General features: G+C 39.8%; 39 protein-coding genes. 35 read left to right on the top strand and 4 right to left on the bottom strand.

The features are described from left to right. The first annotated feature begins 67 nt into the window (after window positions 1-67). Complete coding sequence (locus BLV00_RS18935; protein WP_028782872.1) at window positions 68-472, top strand: MerR family transcriptional regulator; 405 nt, start codon at window positions 68-70, stop codon at window positions 470-472. A gap of 21 nt (window positions 473-493) precedes the next feature. Next, window positions 494-1,825, top strand: a complete 1,332-nt coding sequence (glnA, locus tag BLV00_RS18930) for a type I glutamate--ammonia ligase (protein ID WP_093046502.1) — start codon at window positions 494-496, stop codon at window positions 1,823-1,825. Between the two features lie 115 nt (window positions 1,826-1,940). Here glnA and BLV00_RS18925 read toward each other — a convergent pair whose 3' ends face one another. Both BLV00_RS18925 and BLV00_RS18920 read right to left on the bottom strand, forming a co-directional pair. Beyond that, window positions 1,941-3,074, bottom strand: coding sequence for a tyrosine-type recombinase/integrase (locus BLV00_RS18925; RefSeq protein WP_093046501.1), 1,134 nt, complete (start codon window positions 3,072-3,074; stop codon window positions 1,941-1,943). A 17-nt stretch (window positions 3,075-3,091) separates the two neighbouring features. Continuing rightward, the gene (locus tag BLV00_RS18920) at window positions 3,092-3,727 is read right to left on the bottom strand and encodes a LexA family protein (RefSeq protein ID WP_093046500.1); all 636 of its coding nucleotides are present in this window, start codon (window positions 3,725-3,727) and stop codon (window positions 3,092-3,094) included. A 170-nt stretch (window positions 3,728-3,897) separates the two neighbouring features. Here BLV00_RS18920 and BLV00_RS18915 point away from each other — a divergent pair, with 170 nt between their 5' ends. The 4 genes from BLV00_RS18915 to BLV00_RS18900 all read left to right on the top strand — a co-directional run bounded on the left by BLV00_RS18915 (window position 3,898) and on the right by BLV00_RS18900 (window position 4,970). Then, window positions 3,898-4,107 (top strand): helix-turn-helix transcriptional regulator, encoded by a 210-nt coding sequence (locus BLV00_RS18915; protein ID WP_176791731.1) that lies wholly within the window; start codon window positions 3,898-3,900, stop codon window positions 4,105-4,107. Between the two features lie 38 nt (window positions 4,108-4,145). Beyond that, window positions 4,146-4,418 carry a group-specific protein gene (locus tag BLV00_RS18910; protein WP_093046499.1) on the top strand — a complete coding sequence of 91 codons (273 nt, stop codon included), beginning with the start codon at window positions 4,146-4,148 and terminating at the stop codon, window positions 4,416-4,418. A 2-nt stretch (window positions 4,419-4,420) separates the two neighbouring features. Then, window positions 4,421-4,636, top strand: a complete 216-nt coding sequence (locus BLV00_RS18905) for a hypothetical protein (RefSeq protein WP_093046498.1) — start codon at window positions 4,421-4,423, stop codon at window positions 4,634-4,636. A gap of 100 nt (window positions 4,637-4,736) precedes the next feature. Next, window positions 4,737-4,970, top strand: a complete 234-nt coding sequence (locus BLV00_RS18900; RefSeq protein WP_093046497.1) for a hypothetical protein — start codon at window positions 4,737-4,739, stop codon at window positions 4,968-4,970. Between the two features lie 14 nt (window positions 4,971-4,984). On the opposite strand, the gene BLV00_RS18895 is transcribed toward BLV00_RS18900, so the two are convergent. After that, complete coding sequence (locus BLV00_RS18895) at window positions 4,985-5,248, bottom strand: hypothetical protein (RefSeq protein WP_093046496.1); 264 nt, start codon at window positions 5,246-5,248, stop codon at window positions 4,985-4,987. 186 nt (window positions 5,249-5,434) lie between these two features. Between BLV00_RS18895 and BLV00_RS18890 the strand changes: the two genes are divergently transcribed. From BLV00_RS18890 to BLV00_RS18805, 20 genes are all read left to right on the top strand, one after another. Further along, window positions 5,435-5,695 carry an AbrB/MazE/SpoVT family DNA-binding domain-containing protein gene (locus tag BLV00_RS18890; RefSeq protein ID WP_093046495.1) on the top strand — a complete coding sequence of 87 codons (261 nt, stop codon included), beginning with the start codon at window positions 5,435-5,437 and terminating at the stop codon, window positions 5,693-5,695. 215 nt (window positions 5,696-5,910) lie between these two features. Next, window positions 5,911-6,288 carry a hypothetical protein gene (locus BLV00_RS18885; protein ID WP_093046494.1) on the top strand — a complete coding sequence of 126 codons (378 nt, stop codon included), beginning with the start codon at window positions 5,911-5,913 and terminating at the stop codon, window positions 6,286-6,288. 24 nt (window positions 6,289-6,312) lie between these two features. After that, window positions 6,313-7,029 (top strand): hypothetical protein, encoded by a 717-nt coding sequence (locus tag BLV00_RS18880; protein WP_093046518.1) that lies wholly within the window; start codon window positions 6,313-6,315, stop codon window positions 7,027-7,029. A gap of 45 nt (window positions 7,030-7,074) precedes the next feature. Continuing rightward, complete coding sequence (locus BLV00_RS18875) at window positions 7,075-7,764, top strand: phage antirepressor (protein ID WP_093046493.1); 690 nt, start codon at window positions 7,075-7,077, stop codon at window positions 7,762-7,764. A 67-nt stretch (window positions 7,765-7,831) separates the two neighbouring features. Continuing rightward, the gene (locus tag BLV00_RS18870; protein WP_093046492.1) at window positions 7,832-8,773 is read left to right on the top strand and encodes a hypothetical protein; all 942 of its coding nucleotides are present in this window, start codon (window positions 7,832-7,834) and stop codon (window positions 8,771-8,773) included. After that, window positions 8,691-9,725 (top strand): ATP-binding protein, encoded by a 1,035-nt coding sequence (locus BLV00_RS18865; RefSeq protein WP_093046491.1) that lies wholly within the window; start codon window positions 8,691-8,693, stop codon window positions 9,723-9,725. Before BLV00_RS18870 ends, BLV00_RS18865 begins: the two co-directional genes overlap by 83 nt. 10 nt (window positions 9,726-9,735) lie before the next feature. After that, entirely contained in the window at window positions 9,736-9,918 is a 183-nt protein-coding gene (locus BLV00_RS18860; RefSeq protein WP_093046490.1) for a hypothetical protein, read from the top strand. A 44-nt stretch (window positions 9,919-9,962) separates the two neighbouring features. Next, window positions 9,963-10,808 carry a hypothetical protein gene (locus BLV00_RS18855; protein ID WP_143030751.1) on the top strand — a complete coding sequence of 282 codons (846 nt, stop codon included), beginning with the start codon at window positions 9,963-9,965 and terminating at the stop codon, window positions 10,806-10,808. After that, window positions 10,805-11,212, top strand: a complete 408-nt coding sequence (locus BLV00_RS18850) for an HNH endonuclease family protein (protein ID WP_093046488.1) — start codon at window positions 10,805-10,807, stop codon at window positions 11,210-11,212. The genes BLV00_RS18855 and BLV00_RS18850 overlap by 4 nt, the downstream gene beginning before the upstream one ends. Then, a complete protein-coding gene (locus BLV00_RS18845) occupies window positions 11,209-11,565 on the top strand; it encodes a LexA family protein (RefSeq protein ID WP_093046487.1) in 357 nt (118 codons plus the stop codon). Before BLV00_RS18850 ends, BLV00_RS18845 begins: the two co-directional genes overlap by 4 nt. Next, complete coding sequence (locus BLV00_RS18840; RefSeq protein ID WP_093046486.1) at window positions 11,544-11,768, top strand: DUF1653 domain-containing protein; 225 nt, start codon at window positions 11,544-11,546, stop codon at window positions 11,766-11,768. Before BLV00_RS18845 ends, BLV00_RS18840 begins: the two co-directional genes overlap by 22 nt. Beyond that, window positions 11,765-11,914 (top strand): nucleoside triphosphate pyrophosphohydrolase family protein, encoded by a 150-nt coding sequence (locus BLV00_RS22125; protein WP_176791728.1) that lies wholly within the window; start codon window positions 11,765-11,767, stop codon window positions 11,912-11,914. The genes BLV00_RS18840 and BLV00_RS22125 overlap by 4 nt, the downstream gene beginning before the upstream one ends. Then, window positions 11,898-12,095: a hypothetical protein gene (locus BLV00_RS18835; RefSeq protein ID WP_093046485.1), complete on the top strand. Its 198-nt coding sequence runs from the start codon at window positions 11,898-11,900 to the stop codon at window positions 12,093-12,095. The genes BLV00_RS22125 and BLV00_RS18835 overlap by 17 nt, the downstream gene beginning before the upstream one ends. Continuing rightward, the gene (locus tag BLV00_RS21770; protein ID WP_143030750.1) at window positions 12,085-12,336 is read left to right on the top strand and encodes a hypothetical protein; all 252 of its coding nucleotides are present in this window, start codon (window positions 12,085-12,087) and stop codon (window positions 12,334-12,336) included. The genes BLV00_RS18835 and BLV00_RS21770 overlap by 11 nt, the downstream gene beginning before the upstream one ends. Before the next feature lie 377 nt (window positions 12,337-12,713). After that, window positions 12,714-13,406 (top strand): hypothetical protein, encoded by a 693-nt coding sequence (locus BLV00_RS18830; protein WP_093046484.1) that lies wholly within the window; start codon window positions 12,714-12,716, stop codon window positions 13,404-13,406. Continuing rightward, window positions 13,399-13,578: a hypothetical protein gene (locus tag BLV00_RS18825; RefSeq protein WP_093046483.1), complete on the top strand. Its 180-nt coding sequence runs from the start codon at window positions 13,399-13,401 to the stop codon at window positions 13,576-13,578. Before BLV00_RS18830 ends, BLV00_RS18825 begins: the two co-directional genes overlap by 8 nt. Further along, complete coding sequence (locus BLV00_RS22795; protein ID WP_093046482.1) at window positions 13,571-13,813, top strand: DUF8096 family protein; 243 nt, start codon at window positions 13,571-13,573, stop codon at window positions 13,811-13,813. Before BLV00_RS18825 ends, BLV00_RS22795 begins: the two co-directional genes overlap by 8 nt. After that, complete coding sequence (locus tag BLV00_RS18815) at window positions 13,801-13,986, top strand: hypothetical protein (RefSeq protein ID WP_093046481.1); 186 nt, start codon at window positions 13,801-13,803, stop codon at window positions 13,984-13,986. Before BLV00_RS22795 ends, BLV00_RS18815 begins: the two co-directional genes overlap by 13 nt. A gap of 87 nt (window positions 13,987-14,073) precedes the next feature. After that, the gene (locus BLV00_RS18810) at window positions 14,074-14,496 is read left to right on the top strand and encodes a hypothetical protein (RefSeq protein WP_093046480.1); all 423 of its coding nucleotides are present in this window, start codon (window positions 14,074-14,076) and stop codon (window positions 14,494-14,496) included. Continuing rightward, on the top strand, window positions 14,496-14,924 hold the full coding sequence (locus BLV00_RS18805; protein WP_093046479.1) for a transcriptional regulator: 429 nt from the start codon (window positions 14,496-14,498) through the stop codon (window positions 14,922-14,924). The genes BLV00_RS18810 and BLV00_RS18805 overlap by 1 nt, the downstream gene beginning before the upstream one ends. 53 nt (window positions 14,925-14,977) lie before the next feature. Here the strand turns inward: BLV00_RS18805 and BLV00_RS18800 are convergent, their stop codons facing one another. After that, complete coding sequence (locus tag BLV00_RS18800) at window positions 14,978-15,490, bottom strand: hypothetical protein (RefSeq protein WP_093046478.1); 513 nt, start codon at window positions 15,488-15,490, stop codon at window positions 14,978-14,980. A 333-nt stretch (window positions 15,491-15,823) separates the two neighbouring features. On the opposite strand from BLV00_RS18800, the gene BLV00_RS18795 reads away from it, so the two are divergent. The 9 genes from BLV00_RS18795 to BLV00_RS18755 all read left to right on the top strand — a co-directional run bounded on the left by BLV00_RS18795 (window position 15,824) and on the right by BLV00_RS18755 (window position 22,888). After that, on the top strand, window positions 15,824-16,420 hold the full coding sequence (locus BLV00_RS18795; RefSeq protein ID WP_093046477.1) for a hypothetical protein: 597 nt from the start codon (window positions 15,824-15,826) through the stop codon (window positions 16,418-16,420). A 125-nt stretch (window positions 16,421-16,545) separates the two neighbouring features. Beyond that, the gene (locus tag BLV00_RS18790) at window positions 16,546-17,289 is read left to right on the top strand and encodes a coiled-coil domain-containing protein (RefSeq protein ID WP_093046476.1); all 744 of its coding nucleotides are present in this window, start codon (window positions 16,546-16,548) and stop codon (window positions 17,287-17,289) included. 93 nt (window positions 17,290-17,382) lie between these two features. Next, window positions 17,383-17,799 carry a hypothetical protein gene (locus BLV00_RS18785; RefSeq protein ID WP_143030749.1) on the top strand — a complete coding sequence of 139 codons (417 nt, stop codon included), beginning with the start codon at window positions 17,383-17,385 and terminating at the stop codon, window positions 17,797-17,799. A 1-nt stretch (window position 17,800) separates the two neighbouring features. Then, window positions 17,801-18,445: a hypothetical protein gene (locus BLV00_RS18780; RefSeq protein ID WP_143030748.1), complete on the top strand. Its 645-nt coding sequence runs from the start codon at window positions 17,801-17,803 to the stop codon at window positions 18,443-18,445. 70 nt (window positions 18,446-18,515) lie between these two features. Further along, window positions 18,516-18,833, top strand: a complete 318-nt coding sequence (locus BLV00_RS18775) for an HNH endonuclease (protein WP_093046517.1) — start codon at window positions 18,516-18,518, stop codon at window positions 18,831-18,833. 155 nt (window positions 18,834-18,988) lie between these two features. After that, a complete protein-coding gene (locus BLV00_RS18770; RefSeq protein WP_093046473.1) occupies window positions 18,989-19,345 on the top strand; it encodes a hypothetical protein in 357 nt (118 codons plus the stop codon). Next, window positions 19,320-20,972 (top strand): terminase TerL endonuclease subunit, encoded by a 1,653-nt coding sequence (locus BLV00_RS18765; RefSeq protein WP_093046516.1) that lies wholly within the window; start codon window positions 19,320-19,322, stop codon window positions 20,970-20,972. The genes BLV00_RS18770 and BLV00_RS18765 overlap by 26 nt, the downstream gene beginning before the upstream one ends. A 12-nt stretch (window positions 20,973-20,984) precedes the next feature. Next, on the top strand, window positions 20,985-22,133 hold the full coding sequence (locus tag BLV00_RS18760; protein WP_093046472.1) for a phage portal protein: 1,149 nt from the start codon (window positions 20,985-20,987) through the stop codon (window positions 22,131-22,133). Beyond that, complete coding sequence (locus tag BLV00_RS18755) at window positions 22,130-22,888, top strand: head maturation protease, ClpP-related (RefSeq protein WP_245729022.1); 759 nt, start codon at window positions 22,130-22,132, stop codon at window positions 22,886-22,888. The genes BLV00_RS18760 and BLV00_RS18755 overlap by 4 nt, the downstream gene beginning before the upstream one ends. Window positions 22,889-22,897 lie beyond the last annotated feature (9 nt).

Below are 22,897 nucleotides of genomic sequence, written 5' to 3'. Positions count from 1 at the left end.
ACATCTCTTGACACATGTTGTTTCATTGTTATAATTAAGATATCACATTAAAGGGAGGTAGCGATCGATGAGTGATGAAATTAGACGTTCGATGCCGTTATTCCCGATTAGTATAGTCAAATCCTTGACAGACCTGTCAGCCAGGCAGATTCGGTATTACGAAGAACACGATCTGGTCCATCCGGCGAGATCAGAAGGAAACCGCAGATTATTTTCCTTCAATGATGTTGATCGTCTGCTTGAAATAAAAGCATTGATTGAAAAAGGCATCAATCTCGCAGGAATCAAACAGGTTCTGTCGATGCAGGAAGCACCTGAAAATGAACCGATGAATCAAGAGCAAGTCGAAGAAATCCATAATGATCTTTCTGAGAAAGAGCTTCGCCGTATGCTCCAGCAAGAATTACTCACAGCTGGAAGACACGGTAAATCATCGTTAAGACAGGGAGAATTATCACGATTCTTCCATTAAAAAATAGGAGGAAAACTATAAATGGGATTAACTAAAAAAGAAATTTACAAAAAAATTGAAGAAGAAAACGTAAAATTCATTCGTCTACAATTCACAGACATGCTTGGAACTATTAAAAACGTTGAAATCCCCTTGAGTCAGCTTGACAAAGCGTTGGATAATGAAATGATGTTTGATGGATCTTCAATCGAAGGTTTCGTACGAATCGAAGAATCTGATATGTACTTAATTCCTGACCTCGAGACATTTGTTGTCTTCCCATGGACTTCCGAAAAAGGGAAAGTCGCACGTTTCATCTGTGATATCTATAATCCGGATATGACCCCTTTTGAAGGAGATCCACGTTATATTTTGAAAAAGAACCTGCAAAAGATGGAAGAACTTGGATTCTCCGCTTTCAATATTGGTACTGAGCCGGAATTCTTCCTATTCAAGCTTGATGAACGCGGCGAACCATCCATGGAGTTGAATGACAAAGGTGGTTATTTCGACCTTGCACCGACTGACTTAGGTGAAAACTGCCGTCGTGATATCGTACTGGAACTAGAAGAAATGGGCTTTGAAATTGAAGCATCTCACCATGAGGTGGCGCCAGGACAGCACGAAATCGACTTTAAATATTCGGACGCAGTCAAACACTGTGACGATATCCAAACGTTCAAATTAGTTGTTAAAACAATCGCTCGTAAGCACGGATTGCATGCTACGTTTATGCCTAAACCGTTATTTGGTGTCAATGGTTCCGGGATGCACGCGAACATGTCCTTGTTCAAAGGCAAAACAAATGCATTTTATGATACAGAAGGGGAGCTTGAGCTATCTGAAGTTGCTTACCAGTTTACTGCTGGCATTATCAAACACGCAACAAACTTCACCGCTATTACGAACCCGACTGTAAACTCCTACAAGCGTCTTGTTCCTGGATATGAGGCTCCTTGTTATGTAGCGTGGTCAGGACAAAACCGGAGCCCGTTAGTTCGTGTTCCAACTTCCCGTGGTCTAAGTACTCGTATCGAAGTGCGAAGTGTCGATCCTGCAGCCAACCCTTACTTGGCAATGGCTGTACTGTTGGCAGCTGGGTTAGACGGTGTCGAGAATAAGATGGAAGCACCAAAACCAGTCGATCGCAATATCTATGTCATGAACAAAACAGAACGTGAAAAGAATGGAGTGCAAGATCTTCCTGCGACTCTATATGACGCACTTGAGCTTCTTAAGCAAGATGAAATCTTAGTAAACGCCCTTGGCGAACATTGTTTCGAGCACTTTATAGAAGCAAAAGAAATCGAATGGGATATGTTCCGTACACAAGTCCACCCTTGGGAACGTGAACAGTATCTATCCGTATATTAACCAGCAAACCCCTTGATACTACTAGTATCGAGGGGTTTTTATCTTTTGGTCAAAACAGAATTTTGTATTATCTAAATCTCTATGACCAAAATTTGACCAAAAAATTTTTAAAAAATTATTCGAGCAACACTTTAGTATAGGTCTCGAATTTGTCCATAGCATCCTTTTCAATTTTCTTACTGATGTGCGCATATACGTCCGATGTGATTTGAATACTCCCATGGCCAAGACGTTCCTGGACGTATTTCATATCAGCGCCAGATTCTAAAAGTAAAACAGCATGTGTATGTCTGAGGGAGTGGATTGGGAGCGAAGGAATATTTGCTTTTTTCAGTATCCGAGAAAAGGCGTTGAATAAGCTGGATTTAGGGATAAAGTTGCCATCCTGCCTGCATAGCACTAAATCAAGGTTATGGTGGTACAAATCATTAATAGCCAGCTTGTTTTTGTTTTGAATCTTCATGTGATCCTGTAGGTCTTTGGCCAAGTTCTGACTAATCGTTATGCTGCGCTTGGAATTGAATGTTTTTGGATCTCCGAATACTTCCTCTTTTGACTTCGCTCTAAAATCAAGTGTCTTTCCAATTGTAATTGTTCTTTGTTTTAAGTCGATATCACTCCACTGAAGAGCAGCTGCTTCCCCTTTCCGTATTCCAGTCTCAATAAGCAATTTAAAAAACAACCAGTAGATATATCCATATTGATATGCTTCTCGAAGAAAAACAGGAATGTCTTCACTTTCTATAAACTGAATCGTTCTTTCCTTACGTTCTCCTTTGATGGTTACACCTTCACAAGGGTTGGTTTGTATGATATTCAATGTTCTGGCTTTTTTCATAGCATTAAACATAGTAGTATGGATTATTTCAATGGTCCGGCGACTATAATCTTTTTCAAAAAGATGGTTGATGAACTTCTGGTACATAATCGGCTTTAGTTCTTGTATATTAATGTTTTTAAAATAGGGGAGGATATGATTCTTAATGTTAGCCTGGTGCAAATCAAATGTGTTTTTTCGTATAGTTCCTTGCTTGTATTCATGCAGCCATGTATGTAAGTACTCTTTGAGACTAGGAGCTATACGTTCAAATCCCTCGGCTAGCTCTTTTTCCATAACTGCAGCGGCCAGTTGTGCTTCTTTTTTTGATTTAAACCCACTTTTGGATTTCAATTTATGCTTTTGTGTGAAAGGGTCTTTATAAGCGACCCTGTATTCCCATTTATCCCCTCGTTTTCTGAACGTTGCCATATGTAACTCATCTCCTTTTATAAGTCATGTGTATAGCTTACCGCTTTTCCCAAAATGCGAGCTGGATGTTCTTCATCGACAAAAATAGGATCGAATTCGTTGTTATCCGGCATTAGTACGATTCTATCTTTTTGTTTCTTTACTCTTTTTAAGGTTGCTTCTAAATCACCATTCACCAATACAGCTGCAATTTCTCCACTTTCCACATCACTTTGCTGTCTGATCAATACCTCAGAGCCCTCCGGTATGGTCGGCTCCATTGATTTTCCTTTGGTTGTGAGGCTGAATAACTCGCCTGATGGCACTTGATCTACTGGAAGGTAGCGGTACCCCTCTATATTCTCTTCAGCAAGAATTGGATCACCACATGCGATGGTGCCAAGGATAGGTATTCTTATTGATTCTCCTCTTAAAGGATGGATATTAAATATTTCTTTCTTTTCTTCAAGTATGTAGCTTTTCGGCAAATCGAAATGATCAGCAATTCTTTGAATGGCACCCATACGTGGTGCTGATTTTTTTAAAATCCATTTTCCAACAGTTGATTCAGAAACACCAGCTATTTTACTTAACTTATTTTGTGTAATGTTATATTCTTCTAAGATCCTCTTTAAGTTGTTAGATATAATTTCTCTCATATCATTATCAGTCATCCTTGCTTCCTCCTATAACTCAATTTTCCTTATTATAATATTACTTCAATTGTAGCATTTTATTCTATGTTTGCAATTATTTTATAAAAAAAACTAGAATTTATTGCTTGTTAACTATTTACAATAGAATTAAATTCTAGTATTATGTTAAACAGAAAGGAGGTCGAATAATGACGTTTCAGCAAGAAATTCCACAGATTACATTAAAAGCGGCTAGGGTAAATGCAGGGCTTACAATTGCAGAAGCATCTAAGAAACTTAGTATATCCCATGGTACATTAGTTAAATGGGAAAGAAGCCCTGGTAATGTAACCCCTATTCAACAGAAAAAAATAGAAGAGGTTTACAATTTTCCTACCAACTATATTTTTTTTGGTTAATTACTAGAATTAAATTCTATTTAAGGGGGGTGAATTCTATGCTCCAAGTTCAAATCAATGAACATGCAGCCAAGGAAATGATTCAACAACAGGTCGAGGAGTTAGTAAAGAAATTCGATGCAGATCTGGTCTATTGGGATACAGCTGAATTAAAAAAACGTACATGCATGAGCTGGAACACTATTAAAGAACACTTCTTTTACGATGAACGGTGTCCGAAAGTAAAGCTTGGCGGTAAGTATTATTTTCCGGCTGAGAAGATGAAACAGTTCTTGCTCACCTGGCTGGAAGAACAAAAGGGAGGGATCTGACTATGAATAAAGATAAGGAAATCACAACCTTTGCCAGACGGTTGGTGAACATCCTTAAACTGCGTAACGAATATATCCGGAATATCAGATTGGCCAACTTCATGTCTGATATGGAATCAGCTTTTGACATTCCCATGCTAAACCGGGACAGATTTAATCAGAAATACCAGGATGTGATAACAATCTATATGACAGCGTCTGGAGCGAGGAGCACATGACAGAACATAAAGCCAAAATGGTATACGGTTCCTTGTTTTTATTAAGTCTGTTTTTTCTGTATGCAACCCTTGCAATTAAATACTGAAAGGGGGGAAGGGGATGAATGATACACAGAAAGTATTCCTCGAAAAGGCACAACGAATGGTTGCTGAGTTAGAGAAGGAACTAATTGAGATTGTTAGAACCGAATGTAAAACCTATGAGGAGGCAAATATTTTTCTGTTAAAAATCAAAAGAGAAATGAAGTGGAGTAATAACTATGTCATCACTGATATCATTCGCGAAGTTGAGTTTGAATTTGAAAAGGAAAAAGACGGCTTATCCCTAAAATAAACCGCCTTTTCTCACTATAAGTTTTCAACTTTGACAATCGACGTGGTGCTGTAGATTGTATTTTTATCTTCAATATTAAAAAAGAATTGCCCTTTGTAAAGGAGTTCAGTAATAGAAGGAATTAAGCCATCGTGAGTATGCGACCATATTTCACAATGTTTGCCCATTGATGAAGACGTTTCATTATCTAATTCAATTGATTGTACCGGAATAAAAATGTCACCTTCTCTAATTATGATTGTTTCATTGTTGCTGAAGGTTATCCTAGCTTCACTCATGGATGTCACCTCCTTTCCAACATACACCATTCGACAAAAGGGAGGAATTTCCTGCAAGGAGTTTTGCTAATGAGTAATAAAACAATTGACCGTATTTTCTATGGAGTTGGAGTGCTGATCCTGTTATGGAGCTATGCAGTATTGATGACTGTTCCTTATTTTTATTAATCAAAGGAGCAAATGTAAATGAAATCAACAGGTATCGTAAGAAAAGTGGATGAGTTAGGTCGCGTTGTGCTTCCAATCGAATTGCGCCGCATGATGGAAATCAAAGAGAAGGATCCATTGGAGGTTTATGTGGAAGGCGACAAAGTCATTTTGGCAAATTATCAACCAAGTGAAGAAAGAGAGAACGTTAGAAACAAATTGGAATGGTTGAGTAAGAATGCAGCTAATGCTGAACAACGGCAAGCTTTCGATGAAATCATTTCATATGTTAGCAAATAAAAAAAGCTACTCAGAGCTCCTAACTCTTAAGTAGCACAAAACTTTGGATAAATTTACTCTACCACATGTACGTTAGTCAGACAAGCGTGGGGAGGTGATACTGGCAGGCTTTGCCTGTCATCATGGGCAGAAAGTTGTTTCATTCACTCCCCCTTTCCCTTATGTCACTTTCTGCCTGTGATGATGCGCAAGGCATCAGGAAGGTGGTGAAACCAATGGAAAATAATTATGAAATCAATTTGAGTAAATTAGCGAATGGCGGTTTGCAAGAAAGATTCAACGCTGAAATGGAACGTATTTTGGATAACATTGCTGATCAAAATACAGACCCTGGCGCCAAACGGAAAGTAACAATGAACATCACGTTTAAGCCAAATGATAACCGGGACATCGCAGACACAGTGATTGAAGTAAAAAGCACCCTTGCTCCAGCTGTCGGCGTACCGACCAGCATTGTCATCGGTCAAGATAACGATGGAAAGGTAGTCGGACAGGAATTAAAGTCGCGTATCAAGGACCAGACCTATTTTGATGAAGAAGGTGTGAAAACAGATACTGGCGATATGATTTATGACTTAAGAAAATCCAAATAACAAGGAAAGGTTGTGCAAGCAATCATGCTAAAAGAAGCAATTAAGTATTTAACCGAGCTCGGGGAGGCAAAAACTCTCACCGTTAACAAACAGGAGTATTCCACCCAGCCGCTTCAATTGTTGAAACAGCCTACACCAGAAAGCATTTATGTTCGAAGTTTGTCAGGACTGGTTGAATACTTACAATCAGAATTTGATGGAACTGAACCTGCAATGATTCATGTGGAAAGCCCTACTTCCGTTAAGGTCTTCTCTCAAACCAACAGCAACGAAGAGCGAGAGCACCACATTCAAGCGGAAGCGATGATTCCTAAGTTTTCCTTTGATCGGTTTCATGATACTGAGGAATTTAATATCAAATTGCAGTCCTGCTTTGTGAAAAATGAAGATCGGGACATCATGTTAAAAATCGTCGGCAACATCAAAGAAGAGAACGTTCGCACCGTAGGAGATGACGGTACTTCGCAAGCAGTTACCGCTAAGACTGGCATTGCATCTGTTGGGAGCGTAAAAGTTCCAAATCCGGTCAACTTGGCTCCACGACGTACATTCGTTGAAGTGGATCAGCCAGAAAGTGATTTTGTCTTCCGGATGAGGTCAGGGGCAAATAGTCCAGAATGCGCATTGTTTGAAGCGGATGGAGGAGCCTGGAAGATAGAAGCGATGAGGAATGTAAAAGAGTACCTTTCTCATGCATTGGCGCCACAAATCGAAGCGGAAAGTGTGTACATCATTGCATAAAGGGGAGAGGGCGGACCACATCGCCCTTTTAAAAGGAGGCGCCTAATGAACGAACTACAAAAAGTTTTCAATTATGGTGAGCAGCAAGTTCGAACCGTAATCATTGATGACGTTGTTTGGTTTATTGCTGCCGACGTTTGCACTGTATTGGATATTAAGAATAGTCATGATGCAGTAGTCAGGTTGGATGCTGATGAGAAAGCTACCTCGGTAATACCGACCCAGTTTGGCGACAAAGAAATGAACCTAGTTAATGAATCCGGTTTGTATTCTTTGATTTTTAGGAGTCGCAAAAAGGAAGCCAAGCAATTTAAGCGGTGGGTAACACATGAGGTATTGCCATCGATAAGAAAAAACGGCAGTTATAACCCGCAGGTGCCTCAATCATTCTCTGAAGCATTACGTTTAGCAGCTGATCTTCAGGAAGAGGCGGAGCGGAATCGTCCGAAAGTGGAGGCGCATGATCGATTCATAAGCGGTGAAAACTATCAAACTATGAGTATAGCAGCCAAATCATTAGGCACTGGACGAAATAAATTGTTCAAGTTTTTGAAACAAAAAAAGATCCTCATGTCCAACAACACGCCTTACCAGACGTATATTGACCGAGGATACTTTGTAGTAAAAGAAAAGCCCATTCAAATGGGCGGTCAGGTCATCAATAAGCCTCAAACCTATGTTACACCTAAAGGCGTTGATTACCTTGATAGGCTTTTGCAACAAGAAGCGGGTTGATGTAGCAGCATCAGCCCTCTTCTATACATCTACAGGAATTATACCACAACTCATAGGGGGTAATACAGTGGCAAAGTTCAGACACGTCTACACTGACTTTTGGGAAGATGCCAATGTTACCGAAGAAATGACACCGGAGGATAAGCTTTTTTATCTGTACTTGCTTACAAATCCAAGCACCACCCAGATTGGCATTTACCAGATTACAAAGAAGCGGGTGGCTTTCGAGCTTGGCTACTCGATGGAGTCAGTAAATAGTCTATTCGATCGGTTCATTAATTATCACAAAGTTATTCGTTACAATCCCGAGACCAGGGAGATCGCCATTAAAAACTGGGGCAAATACAATCTTAATAGAGGCGGCAAGCCAGTCATTGATTGTATTACCAAGGAATTGAAAGAAGTCAAGGACCAGACATTGATTCTATATATCGCTGAACATGTATCAAATGACAGCATTAAACCCTTATTCGATTCGTACGACGAAACGCGTTACGAAGCGGATAACGACTCGTGTAACGATTCGTCAAACCATACGTCCCACGACACGGACACGACAAGGGGGCAAAAAGAAAAAGAAAAAGAAAAAGAAAAAGAATATAAAGAAAGTCGCGATTCTTCTCGCAAAACCGGCTCGAAGGAATACGCCCCGTCTTCAATTTATTACAAAATGGCTGAAAGGCTTTATGAAAGGATCCTTAAAAACAATCCAGAGCATAAAGAACCTAATTATCAGAAGTGGGCAGATGATTTTAGAAAACTGGTAGAGATTGATCAGCGTAATCCTGAAAAAGTAATCCGGATGATTGATTGGGCTCAAAGCAATGAATTCTGGCATACAAACATACTTAGTCCGGACAAGCTTCGCAAGCAATGGGACCGCCTGAAGCTGGAGGTTGTTCGTGAAGCAAAAGGAGGCAAACCAGGTGGACGGATTCCAGAAAGGCATCGAAGCGATAATTCGAGGGATAAAGACTACTCCTCCGGAAGAAAACATCTTCTCGGATGAAGATCCGAACGTAGTGAAGGAGCGGCTGGTCAAGAAAGCGGATGATTTGAAAAGTAGAGCGGAATATTTAAACGAGCATCCAGAGGAACGTGACCCAGACACCAGCTTCGACTGTGAAGTATGTGAAGACCAGGTGTGGATTCCGATGCGTCGTTTTAAAAATTCAGAAGAGGAAGACATTCTGGAAGGTGATTTCTTCAGCGGTCAGGTACATCCTAGTCAGGCGGGAAACTGGGCGACGAAAGTACATTGGCAATGTTGGTGCTCGAAGCGGAAAGCGGAAAAGAAGCGGATCCAAAAGGTTGATAAACAATCAGGGTTATCCCGCCGCTTCAAACAACGAATATTTGACAACTATACCTTCCTGGACCCGAAAGATTTTCCGGCCGAAGATTACGATCAAGTTATGCAGCTTGTCGAGTCTCAGAGATCAGCTTATCAAACAGCAATCGATTATGCGGAAAGCTTTGAAACTATGAAAGAAGACGGCCGCTCCTTCGGTTTGTTGGGAAGTTACGGCACCGGAAAGACTCACCTGTTAGGAGCAATAACAAACGAGCTCAACAGGAAAGGCGTGCAAGCGGTATTCGTCAATACATCAGAGTTCTTCGGCCAACTAAAAGAATCATTCGAAAAAGATGAAAACGGCAAATGGGTAACGACCACCAGAGCAAGTGAACTGATTGAAATGATGAAAACATGTGATCATCTCTCTTTGGATGACTTAGGGAAAGAAAAGCCGACTGATTTTGTCCTGGATGTGCTTTATCGAATTGTCAATTACCGATATGAAAACATGCTGCCGATCAACTTCACAACGAATGCCAGTCTGGAAGAGATGGAGCAACAGGTTGGCGGTGCGATATACCGTCGGATGGTCGAAATGGCATCGGGATATCTGAAGGAAATCTGCGGAGAAAGCTATGAACAATTATTGCTAAGGAAACTTTAGGAGGCAGGTCATGAAAGCAGTCGAAGGAATGAGCAGTGTAGTCATGTTTACTCCTCAGGAAACGGAAGAGGAGCGGTTCAATAAATTCAATGATTGGCTGGAGCGTCATAGCGAGGAGCGGATTGCTAATGAATTCCGGGGCCCAGTCGTACCAGGTCCAGTGGAAACGCGAGCGATGTTGAACAAATACTAATGATCTGAGGTGAGTGAATGGCGAGCACTATACCAAATCGGCATATGGATGAAGTGCGATTCGGTAGTAAAGCAACAACATTTGATAACACAGTAACCACCTATCAAATGCCCGAAGAGGAGAGGAGAAAACGAATGAAAGTTAATCCAATGACCTATATCGAGTACAAGGAAAAGGGTTGGACAGACGCAAGGATAGCTGAAGAAATGGGTATACATGCTCCAGTGTTAAGTCAAAAGAAATCGAAATGGGGATTCACTGGCAAGTCGCTCGATGAAATGAAAAAGATTGCAAAGAAACATACCACCAAGAAACAACGCGACACTGCTTATGCTGCAAAGTTTGATGACCAGATCAAAGAAGATGTCCGGGAAAAACAAGCTGTTAAAGAAGAATCTGAAAAGGACAATGAGCCACAGGAAAAAGAAGCGGCTGTAACAACGGAAAAGAAATACGGCGAATTGCAGACCAAGTATGAAGAGTCTCAGAAGACAATTCAAAAACTGGAAGATCAAGCAGCTGATGCTCTTAAAAAATATAAAAACTCTCAAGAGGAAATGATTCGTCTTCAGGGAATTGAACGGGATTATGAAAAACTTCAAGGGACGAATGAACGGATGAAAGAAGAAATCATCCGCTTACAGAATGATTTAAGTCAGGCAACCAGCAAGCAATCCTATGCTCTTGTTGAGCAACAACTGGAAACTGCTCATAACTCTCATGAACGAACCAAACAGGAACTGGATGATGCCATGCGCCGAATCGAGCAGAAGAACAAAGTCATTGATGCTTACATGAAAACCGAACATAACCTATCCAAAAAATTGGCTCTCGAGATTGAACGGCATAAAAAGCTTTCCGGTTATACCAAGTTGCTGATGGAAGAATGAATCCTTACAGCAAAAAACAGCAGCTGAAGCGGATGAAGATTCCATCCAGGGCAAGGCGCTCAGAATTCACTGATAAACAGAAGCGGGAGATCGACCGCATATACGGTCCTGATTGTGTCATCTGCATGCATCCAGATACATCCTATCACCATCGTCTTTATCGTTCACACATAGGCAGAAACAATCCAAGGAACGGGGCGCCATTATGTCAAAGCTGTCATGACTTTATCCATGATACTCCTGAAGCGGCTGAGGAATTGCGGCAAGAAGCAATCCGCCGCTTCGGGCCATATTATCACTACGACAAATACGATTGCTGGAAGCATGGCTTGATAGATGAACCGGATACCCGGAAATTTGAAGATTTCATGGAAGCGGAAGAACGGAAGGCGGGGCAAGCATGAAGGAATTGACACAGCAACAGAAAAGGGCACTGGACTTTATTGAAGCAAGCATCAAAGCAACAGGACATTCTCCAACAGTCCGGGAAGTAGCAAACCATTTAGGCGTATCTTCTGCATCAACCGCTCATCGGCACATAACCAGATTGAAAGAAAAAGGGTACCTTGAAAATAAAGAACGCTCACCACGGTCATTCCATTTGGTAAGCGGATCCTCTCCAGAAAGAAATTTCATCAATGCATTGAAAGACCTGGATGATGATACGACAGACATAATTTTCGTTGAAGGTGAACCTTTTAAAGTGCAGCGGGCGACGATAGAAGACATTCGAGAATGGAGGGGAGAATCATCGTAAAGCGCGGCGAATTTTACAAGCATTTCAAAGGCAACACCTATCAAGTTATGGGGCTTGCGCTCGATAGCGAAAGCAAAGAAGTAATGGTCATTTATAAATCATTCAAAGATGAAATCACCTGGGTACGGCCATACAGCGAATTTACGGATGTACATCCAGAACATAACGTGAAGCGGTTCAAAAAAGTGGAGGTGACCGAATGAAACTGCCTTTGAAAACAGCTGCCATTGAAGATTTAAACAAGGAGCGGAGGCGCCAAGATAAGAAATGGGGAGTGCAGAGACATCCATATCCATACTGGCTTGCTATTCTTACCGAAGAGGTCGGGGAGGTTGCCCAGGCGATCTAAAAAGGAGTACAAGTATGAATTATCAGATGATTTGAAGATTGGTGACTGGGTGACGGTGAAAACTAACATTGGACTCACTTATACTGGCTCCTTAGTTGAAATGTATCCGAATTGTATCCGCGTGGACCATTTATTTTTTAATTTCAAGCATATCGATGAGCTGATTGTCGATGAAGAGTAAGCATCCGTATAGAAGAAACCATAATGTAGTCATTTGCGGGATGGATGGGGAAGACGTCTGGAGAAGGTGCAAGGAACGGAAAGCGGCTGGTTACATCGAAGTAGAACCATTTCATAAAGTCCATACCACAACAAAGCGCTATCACTATGATGATGACAGCATACCGAGATACAGCCGCTCCACCTTTAAGAGTGTGGATCTCATGGTTAAGTACAGGGCAGTCTTCCGAAGGCCTGATTAACAGTAGAAAGCTAGTAAGTAATAATGGTTTTGCGATATTCTAAAGTTTATTTCTTTTTTGTTTCTTTAGTAGGAAATGAAAAAACTTTATAAAGTATCCATCCCATTATAAACATAAGGACTCCAGGTATTAAGAAAACGAAAATCTCGATGTTATTCATGATTAAGTTCATCATATGATTCCTCTTTTTATTTAATTTAAAGAAGGAGGACTGTTGCCAACGTACAGGGTGGAGTGATTACCCGGGCTAACAGCCTCCCCCTAAGTATTAACATATCCATTTTCAGTTATGCGGAAGAGGAGAATCGACCATAAAAGCGTTTTTGTGTTGTTTATTGCCGCGGAGTTCGACCCTTATACGAAAGGAGCAGAAGCGGATGGGGAGAGGTAGAAAATTAAAATTAGCTGATTTCACTGTCGAAGAGTATGTGGAGTATAAAAAGCAAAAGCTCTCCGACGATAAAATACGGAAGAAGCTCGACTGCAGCAAAGGTGCTTTGTACAACTGGAAATTAGAACATGGAATGATTGGTAAGCACCGGATCTATCGGTGGGAAGTTGAAAAACCTATTCTGGCTGACTTTACACCAGAGAAATACTTTGTATACAAGAAACGGGGTTATTCAGACGATATGGTAGCAACCTTGTGTAATTGTTCTGTATCAAAGTTGATGGTCTGGAAAAAGGAAAATGGACTGACGCTTCACGTAAGGGTGAATGATTATGCCAGTATCGAACGTCACCTGCCAGAAAAGATCAAAAAAAAGAAAGAAAAGTTCCTCCGTCTATACAACCAATATTTAAGCCATGAAGCAATCGCAGAAGAAATGGGGATGGGACGTGCTTCTCTCACCCGCTTCAAGAAAAGATACTTCCCGGAGTTGTGCAAACGTCAAAAACCTATACCTGAGCACTTGCAAAGAGAAGCAAAGGAAAACGGAATAACTGTTGCTGCATACCGATATCGAATTTATTACAGCGGGATGACTCCAGAACAAGCGGTATCGTTTCCGCTCCAAAAAGTAAATCGGCCAAGAGATGAAAAAGGGAGGTTCGTTGCTATTGGATAAACTCATTTACATCATGCCAGCTGGAATGATCAATGCAAAACCAAAGGTAGCCAAAGTGAGTGAGGAGCGGTCGAACTATCTTGTCTTAGAAAACGGAGATCACATCAACAAGCATAGTCCATACATCCGAGAGGCAACCAGCCAAGAGATAGAAAATCTATACCATGGCTAAGAAATACAAATGGACGGAAATGGATGAATGGAAGCAGGAGCAATCCTCGGAAGAAGCTCTTCGACCGGGGCAATGCCCAAACTGCAGACACGGAAGCTTTAAATTAAAACTAATCGCTCACAAGATCATACGCACCTGCAAGCAATGCGGAAACAAGAGCGATCCAGACTGTCCGGAAAAGCAGGGACTCGATCTGTGGGAGGAATGGAAGGAGAACTGTAAATGTCGGGATTGAAAGGTCGTTGGCAAAACAAAGTCAATCCGCTTCTCCTGGTATTTGTAGAAGAGACTCATCCAGATGGTTATATCACCGGATATGAATGCGACAGCTCACAGGGCGGCAAGCCTAAACATCGATACTTAAAAGAAAAGCGGGAATACATCACAGACAACTTTATAAGAGGATAGCAGATGAGTACGCTCCTCTGGGTGCTGATTGTCATGCTGTTACTGATTGGAGTGTGGGAGTAATGAAAACATACATGGAGCGGCTGTATGGAAGAGCTTGATATAAAGAACAGGCCTGATAAAGATTGGGTGGATGAATACTTAAAGGAAGTTATCCGCTACCACAGAGCTATCAAAGCGGTGCCGGACTCTCAGGAAGGAAGGCTCATAGAATTGAAATCGAAGCAGCTGGTATTCATCGGCAAGCTGGCCGGGGAATTTGCTTATCGGTATAAATCCAAACGGGCGGAAAGAAAACAGGTGCAGACAGAAACGTTCTTTGAGGCTAAGAAATACAAAAAGGAAGCGGCTGAACTTGCTGTCGTTGAATTACGAAAGGAAGAAGCGGAAGAGTATGGGAATTGGAAGCGGTGGGAAAATGCACTCACTACTACCCAGGAAGAGATCAATGCAATCAAGTATAAAGTGAAGCTTGATTTTGCAGATGGTAATAGACAAGGGGGCTTTTGATGCGAACAGCAACCAAACCAAAGAAGATTACATTCAAGCATGCAGAATCTGAATGGTATAACTATCATCAAACATTACGAGAGATTGCTAACTTACGAGAAGAAATCATGAATCCAACAAAAGTGAGTGACGATAACATTGGCGGAAGCCGCTCCGGACAAGTAACTTCTCCTACTGAACAGATCGTGAACAGGCTATCTACCAATAAGCGGCTGAAACACCTAGAAGAGATAGCTCAAGCAATCGAACAAGTTTATAATGCATTGCCGAATGATTACAAGAAATTATGTAGATTGAGGTACTGGAGCAAGAATAGGGACCTAACATGGGATGGCATATCAAATAAATTGAATATAAGTAAACGTCAGGCAATCCGATGGCGGGATGATATTATACAAGCCACTGTAGACTTCTTGGGATGGAGATAGCCATTTTATTATGGGTTGCAAGTTATATTTCTATTAGTGATTGGAGGCAGACCTTACTGGAGGAGATCCCATCCAGATGGAACATCTTTGCGAATTTTATGTTTTTTTATATCATAATTGAACTTCATAGTTATAGGCTCACCTAGAATAAAGTTCAATAATTTATATAGAATTTTAAGTTGCTCTCTCCGTAAGATTATCTGTTTAGCAGGCTTATATACAGAATCGTTAAAATAATCAGATTCGATTAATTTGAGTTTTCCTGAAACAATTGTTCCCATTATAATGGGGGCATCAGTCGAAATTATATGCGAAGTAGATGTCATATCATAGGAAAGCTTATTTTTATCGAATAAATCAAGATCCTTAATCCCTGATATTAAAATGTTATGAAGGCAATCAATTTCTTGAATGGATTTAAATGTTAAAGAGATTGGAGGTATAAAATAATGTTCGTCCTCTAGACTATCCTTTATTATAGTTAGATGGCATGTACTTTCATCTTCTAAAAAGAAGGCAATAAGGTCAGCTTCTTCATCCAGTCTAGCTGATAATTTTCTGGTCATTTTTACCACCTCTAATTGTTTTTAGTATAAGGTATGAAAAAAAATGATTAAACAGAACTGTATCTAAAAATTAAAAAATCGTCTTGTCACTATAATGTCACTTTTGACCTCTAAATCCATGTTAATATGTAATTATGGAAAGATTGATGATTTTTTCCAAAGTTTGTTTATTTTTCTATGTAAAAGCGTCTATCCAAATGGGTGGGCGCTTTTTCTATGGACACGTGGGAATGAATCTTCTCTTGTAGATCACACAGGGGCGGGAGTGTATGGAGATAAGCAGGAAATACCTTCCTTTTTATCGAAATAGGTTAGATAAAAGGAGGGGGACTAGTGTTTAAATCATATGAGCCACCTATTATGAAAAAAGTAAAAGAAATGGAAGCTAGGATGGAATTAGCATTAAGACCCATTAAACAGGCCGAAGCAATAGCCCAAAAAAATAATCAAACTATTCAATGGTATGAGAATCACTTAAGACGGATTGAAAGTGTTAGGGCAAGTGTAAAAAGAATAACAGAGCCTAGTTTTCCATCTCCAATGCTGATATTAAACGATTATATTTATTCTTATAATCAAGTCAAAGGTTTAATCAATAGCTACAACAATAATCATAATGAAAGTGATACAAACTTAAGAGAACTGGAAGAGTTTAAGCGTGAATATGGGGATATGCCTGATATTGATGAAATGGTAGGTAGATTAAATCCAAACCAGATAGAAAATTTTGAAACAATTATTCACCAGGCTGCAAAAGAAGGAACAAAGAAAGGGATTCAAGAAGCCCAAGAAGAAGTGAATACTACTGAACATAATGTAGGTAAATTTATCATCGCATATGAATTGTATAAAGATATACCCCAATTGGTTGACGCTACAGAAAAGTATTATGTAGCAGTTAAGACAATCGTAAAACTTTTTGGCATATAAGAGGGCGTTCCGTTGGGGTGTTCTTTTTCGGTCAGGAGCTCATGGAGATAAAATATAAAATATAGCAGGTAATATACTTCCTATTGTAGAAATATGTAGAAAAAGAAAATTCAGGGAGTTATTTTATGGATTATAATAGGAAGAACAACTATATCAAAAAAGATTTTCCGAGTAAAAAGGATTTGGTTTACTGGATATTCATTTTAATAGTCTTCATTTCAGTAATTGTTGCGTGGAGAACTTCAAATCCTGAAACTTTGTTAAATCAGATATCCCTAGGAAGTACCTTCTTATCAATATTACTTGCTGTTATAGCAATATTCTTTTCTTTTATACACTCAAATGAAAGCTCTAGACAAAGCAGTGATTTATTAAAAGAGATGAATAAGGTAACTAATGAGATAGTTTCGTTAAATGGTTTGAGGGAAGACTTGTTAAAAACTGTTGAAAAATATGAGAAAACAATTGATGAATATACTGAAAAGGCTGAAAAGTTGGAAGATAAAAATATCGATGATACAGAAGATATAAAGTCTATAAAAAAGGAATTTAAGGAAGCGATTGAAAACATTAATTCTGATTATCAATCAAAACTGAAGAGGCGAAAGTTTTTACTAAAATTTATTTTATATAATGAAGAATTTGATTTAGGAGAGTTCATTAGCGTATTGATGAGTAACCCAATGATAAGAAAAACTTCTTTTAGAGTATCGGTAAAGAATGACCTAGTCTACAATTCAGTGATTCATGAAGTGCATCTTGATATACAAAGTTATAAGGAAATATCTCATGAAGATATCTATAAAATTATTAATGAGAATTTAGATAGTAATAAGGCTAAATTTCTAGGGGTATTTCATGTTGGATAAGACGTTTCTTTAAACCCTAAAAGTTGTGGTACGTTTGCCACCTATAAGAGAAGATATTAAAGGTGAAAATATTTGCTATTGGGGATGTTAGCCTTGAGTGTAGTTAACGTTACAAGTCAATTAGAAGAACATGCCTTTTTTGAAAATTCCCATATTAAAATCACATCTGCTGTAATTGAATACAACAATACTATAATTTCGACAAAGGCTATTAGCTCAGTAATAATAGATAAAGAAGAAGTCGATCCTCCTAATGGATTATTGGGTGGTGGGATATTGTTTTATCTCTTTGGACAGTATTCAGACAATGAGACTCTAGCTATTATTGGCACTTTATCATTTCTATCCGGATTGTTTTATATGGGAACTAAAAAGTTTTCAAGTATTAAATCATTAATTATTACCATGGATTCAGGGGAAAAATTTATTTTAGATGAAGAACATATCGAAGACACAGATTTACAGGTGGTTCTAAAATGTATTAGAGATGCAATAATCTTTCGAGGATAATGTGGAGACCATAGCTTTGCAGGAAATACCTTCCTATTTATCGAATTATGTAGATGAGAGGAAGGAGATTAATATGGATATAAATCCAGAACTTATTAAAGCAGGAACCTATGTAGGAAAAACAAGTGCACAAGCGATTTTTGACAAGGTAAAATTTATTAGAGAATCAAAAGATAAGGAAGAAGCTGTAAATAAACTTGGAGAAATTATCAATGAGTTAATTGCTGACAAGAATGAGTTAATACAAACTATAAGAGTTTATGAGGAACAGCTGATAGCTCAAAAGATTTCAGATGAAGATATTGAATTCATTACAGAGAGTATAGTACCTTTATTAGAAGAATTATTAAGCAAAAGTAGTGATACTGATGCGGAAAAAGCCAAAGAAGCCATTGAGTTATTTAAACCTTTGTTGTCTAAAGACACATTTAATATACTTCAATTACTCGGTTTTAATTTTAAAGAAGCCATCGGTCAGCCTCTGACTCAAATCGTGATGGAATTGATCACTTCTATGAGTCCTACATCTGAAGGAAGACAATTAGAGCGAGAAATACTCGCAGAGCAAAGAACTATTGAGTATTGGAAAGTGGTACAAAATGAAGAAGCATTCCAAAGACACCTTAGGCTTGCTGGGGAAGGATGATTAACAAGTAATTTAGCATATTTGACACTCCATTAAGGGGTGTCATTTTATATGACAGAAGGTGATCAAAATCGAGTTACATAAAATTCAACAACTAATAAACCAAGACAACCTGGTGAAGTTCTACCAGAGTAAAGCCTGGAGAGATTTAAGAACTGCTGCTTTAAAAAGGGATAACTATGAATGCCAAGAATGTAAACGACAGGGGAGAGTCGAGCCAGCGCAGAACGTGCATCATATCAAAGAGGTGAAGCAGTTTCCACAGCTGGCACTTATATTGGATAATTTGGAAGCCATCTGCATCAATTGTCATAACAAAGAACATAAGAGACTGGAGAAGTACATTCGAAAGAAGAAGCCTAAGTTCCTGAATGAGGAGAGGTGGTAGTGGTGAAGAACAAATGGTATGAGTCACTGTCATAAAAATAAATAACACCCCCCGGTCAAACAGTTTTGCGATTTTTGGGAGACCCTTGAAACGGGGGGAGGGAGAACGGAAAAAACATTTTTCACTTTTTCGCGCATGAGAGAGGGGTGGGGTGAATGGCAAAACCTAGCAAAGTGAAACAAAACGAAATGATCCAGGAGGAAATCGATCGACTCAACTCCATTGTGATCGATATGCCTGAAAGTGTTCGGGAAGCTGTGAAGGAATTAATCGAGCGTTTAGCGTTTATGACCATCCAGTTGGAGATTCTTGAGGAAACGATAAAAACCAAGGGTCCTACTTACACTTACAAAAATGGCTCACAGAAAATGCTGATTGAGAACCCTGCTCAAAAATCGTATAACACTACGATGAATCGCTACACAGCTGCTTACGATAAACTGATCAAGCTGGTTGAAATTTCCCTGAGAAATAACCCTGAAGATGATGCAGATGAATACGAGGACATATAAGTATCATCCTTATATCGATGACTACATGGAGATGGTGGAACAGGGAAGAGTAGAAGCTTGTAAAGAACAAAAGCAGCTGATGGAATTCCTGAGGTGGAAACTGGACCAGCCAGGAGTCGTTATCGATGTAGAAGCCATAGAGGATTCGGTAAAAAAACCAGAGCCCTACTTTTTTGAATTATTGGCATGGCAGCGGTTTTGTAATGCTTTTATATATGGCGTTCGCTATGAAGATGGCCGGTTGATGTTCAACCGTTACTTGATGGAGCTTGGTCGTGGCGCGGGTAAAAATGGATACATTTCTTATAATGGTTTTTACATGATGAGCAATCACCATGGAATCAATCGATATGACATTGATATAGTGGCCACTTCCGAAAAGCAGGCAAAAACTTCTTTTGAAGATGTGTACGATGTGATTGACGATCCATCCAGACAAAAGAAGATGAAGAAAATTTTCTATTATTCCAAGATGCTCATTCAGCACCGAAAAACAAAATCCAAATTGGAGTACAATACTTCCAATGCGAGGACCAAGGATGGCAAGCGTACCGGAGCGGTCATTTTCGATGAGATTCATGAATACGAGGATTACAGCAACGTAAAAGTATTCACCTCTGGTTTAGGGAAGAAAAAGGATCCACGTACATTTTTCATTACTACGGATGGTTATGTAAGAGGTGGGGTTTTGGACGATCTAAAAGCTGAATCCCAGATGGTACTCAATAAAGAGCTGCCGGAATCCACCTTATTCCCTTTCATCTGTAAACTAGATGATGAATCAGAGGTGGATGATTTGAGCAAGTGGGAAAAGGCGAATCCGTCTTTCCCTTACCTGGAGCATCTACAGCAGGAAATGAAGCAGGAGTATCACGACATGCAAATCAACGCGCAACTACGTCTGGAATTTATGACGAAGCGGATGAATTGCCCTCAAGAGGATGTGCGCAAAGAAGTGGCCACTTATGAAGACCGATTGGCTACTAACCAGCCACTACCCGAAGATATGACGGGCATAGAAGCGATAGGTGCGTTAGATTTTGCTGACGTTCGTGACTTTTGTTCTGTCGGCGTACTTTTTAAAAATGAGGGTAAACGGTATTGGCATCAGCATACTTTCATTCATCACCTCGCCTTGAAACTGCAGGACATTAATCCGGATATTATAGAGGTCGCTAAAGAAAAAGAATTGTGTACCATCGAATATGGAAAATCCATCGATCCTGACAGAGTAGTGAATTGGTTTATCGATATGTTGAATACCTTTAATATCAAAAAGGTAGTGATGGATAAATATAGAGCAGCCATTCTGAAACCCAAACTGGAAGAAGCGGGATTTGAAGTGGAAATCGTGAGAAGAGGACCGGCGACACATGCTATGCTATCCCCGCTGGTAGATGATATGTTCATCAATCATACGATCGTGTTTGGCGACGACCCACTGATGCGCTGGTACGTAGGTAATGTGTACAAGGATGAAAAAGGCAATGGGAATATGGAATACTGCAAAATTGACAAAGAAAAGCGGAAGACCGATGGGTTTTTCGCTTTTTTGCATGCGCTAGTGCTTGACAATGAGATAGATGAACCGGTACCACTGGAACCATTTGATGTAATGCTCTTTTAAGGGGGTGAGATATTGGGATTAAAAGAATTGTTTGGCTATACCTCCAGTGAGACGGATACCTCCAGCCTTCAGACGGTATGGGTGGATCTTGGGGTGGAGTATCATTATAAAAATCTAGCGATTCAATCGTGTATTAATTTAATCGCGAATACGTTAATCCGGTCGAAATTCCGGACGTTTGAAAAAGGAAAAGAAAAAAAGAGCCATAACTATTATTTGTTCAATGTGCAGCCGAATCAGAATCAGAATAGTAGCGAATTTTTTCATGAGTTTGTATCGAAACTTGTGTTGGAAAATGAATGTTTGGTGGTCATGCAAAACAAACGACTGTATGTAGCTGAGTCATTTGACGTGAAGGAATACGCTCTTTTTGAAAACATTTATAAAAATGTAACCATCAAAAATTATCAGCTGAGCCGTTCATTTATGGAGAGTGAAGTATTCCATTTCAAATTGAACAATGACCGGATCAAGAACGTAATTGATAGTATGTATGCCAGTTACGGCAAATTACTGACCTCTGCGATGAATTATTATAAGCGGTCCAATGCTTTACGGGCGAAGCTGAAAATGAGAGGTATACGTTCAGCAAAGAACGAGGACCAGAAAAAGCTTGAGGATATGTTCAATGAACAGCTGAAGCGGTTCATGACTGCAGAAAATTCAGCTGTACTTCCAGAACAAGAAGGACGCGAGCTGGAAGAAATGCAAAGTATGTCCAACAGCGGGAGGACCAGCCGGGATATACGGGCCATTGTTGATGATATTTTTGATTTCGTCAGTATGGGGTTCAACATTCCAAAAGGACTACTTAAAGGAGATCTGGCGGATATCGAAGGCCAGACAGATAACTTTCTGATGTTCTGTATTGAACCTATAGCTGAGCTAATCGAGGATGAAATCAATCGAAAGTTTTACACCAAGGAAGAATATCTGGCTCGTACTTATATGAAAATCGATACTTCGCTTATCAAGTATGTGGATCCAGTCAAGCTGGCTAACGCGCTTGAGAAGTTCTTATCGTCGGGAACTCATTCCGTTAATGATAATAAGCGGTTGATTGATGAGGAGCCAATCGATGAACCATGGGCAGAAGAATACTTCATTACAAAGAACTACGAGGAAATCAATAAATTCTTGAAAGGAGGTGAAGGAAAATGACGATTAACATGAATGAAGTCATGAAAAAATATTCAAATATGGATAGTCGGTTTGAAGTCAAAAATGAAGCGGCAGATAAAGCTGAGCTATTCATTTATGGAGCTATCGGCGGTTGGTTCAGTGATGTTAACGCCCGTCATATCCGGAGGAAACTTGATGCAATCGACAAAGATCATATCCATGTTCACATTAATTCGCCAGGCGGGGATGTTTTTGATTCAGTTACAATCCATAACCTCCTTAAAAACCACAAAGCAGAGGTGACTGTTCATATCGATGGTCTTGCTGCAAGTGGTGCCTCTGTCATTGCAATGGCTGGTGACAAAGTGATCATGCCAAGCAATACGATGATGATGATTCATAACGCCTGGACAATAGCCATGGGTAACGCAAAAGAACTTCATAAAGTTGCAGATGACATATCTAAAATAGATGCTGGACCTGTCAAACAGAGTTACATGAAACGTTTTATCGGGGAAGAGTCAGAGTTGGAGCGGCTACTTGGAGAAGAAAGCTTCTTAACTGCCGAGGAGTGCTTAGCTCTCGGATTTGCGGACGAGGTGGTTGAAGAAATCGATCTGGAGGAAGAGGAAGAAGAACCTATCGAAAACGCTAAGGATGAAATTCTTGCTAAGTATGCAGTTCAGGTGAAGCCACAAAACACTCAGGAAGATCCACAAGAAGAAACACCAGCCGGTCATTTTGAAAAGAATGCAAAAATATTTGAGAATTTCTTAAACGCTTTTACAAAATAGAAGCTTTTT

Source organism: Thalassobacillus cyri, assembly GCF_900107755.1.
Classification (GTDB): Bacteria; Bacillota; Bacilli; order Bacillales; family Halobacillaceae; genus Thalassobacillus; species Thalassobacillus cyri.
The sequence above is the reverse complement of the archived record's forward strand: the minus strand, read 5'-3'. Positions and strand labels throughout refer to the sequence as shown.